A 545-nucleotide genomic window follows, 5' to 3' on the forward strand; every position below is an offset into this window, starting at 1 on the left:
CATCGTCCCCATATAAGCAGCGCTTTTGATTCCCCCTGCCTTCTTATGGGCGAGGTTATGGGACGGCAGCTCAATCATATTATTTCATTCTATCCAGGGCTCGCTAAAGATCCCCGTCTCAGCGAGCTTACAGAAGAATTTGCAATAGGGCCCCTTTTGTTGCGGAAAGGGAAAGACCTATCTCACGGCGAGCGCCAGCGTTGGGCGCTCTTTACGGCGTTAATAAAGAAACCGAAGCTCCTTCTGCTAGATGAACCCGAAAACGGTTTGGACATAGATTTTTCGTCGCAACTGAGTCGGACGTTGCATCGGGAAATACGGGATAACGGGCTGAGCATGCTGGTCGCAACTCACTTCCCCCAAAACTACCCATTCGTCCAGAACACAGTTGAATTGGGTTGATGCGTTCGTACTTGTTGATCCTCCATCGGTGGCTCGTTCTCCGGTTTAACCTGCTTATAATTCCAGCCCTGATCTACGGATTGGCTAGTGCGCACTTGAGCGCATCCAGTGGTTTTTCCGCGGAGATAAACACGTTGTTGGTG

The 545-nt window shown here is 50.5% G+C and carries 1 protein-coding gene; it reads left to right on the forward strand.

Translation table 11 applies throughout. The features are described from left to right. Positions 1 to 45: 45 nt before the first annotated feature. Positions 46 to 402, forward strand: a complete 357-nt coding sequence (locus tag EYQ35_00795) for an ATP-binding cassette domain-containing protein (protein ID HIF62683.1) — start codon at positions 46 to 48, stop codon at positions 400 to 402. Positions 403 to 545 lie beyond the last annotated feature (143 nt).

The sequence above is a fragment of the Candidatus Binatota bacterium genome (genome assembly GCA_012960245.1).
Classification (GTDB): domain Bacteria; phylum Desulfobacterota; class Binatia; order UBA1149; family UBA1149; genus UBA1149.

Bases quoted from the DNA above. Each gene is read 5' to 3' on its own strand.
- EYQ35_00795 (HIF62683.1), top strand. From the start codon at position 46: ATGGGCGAGGTTATGGGACGGCAGCTCAATCATATTATTTCATTCTAT.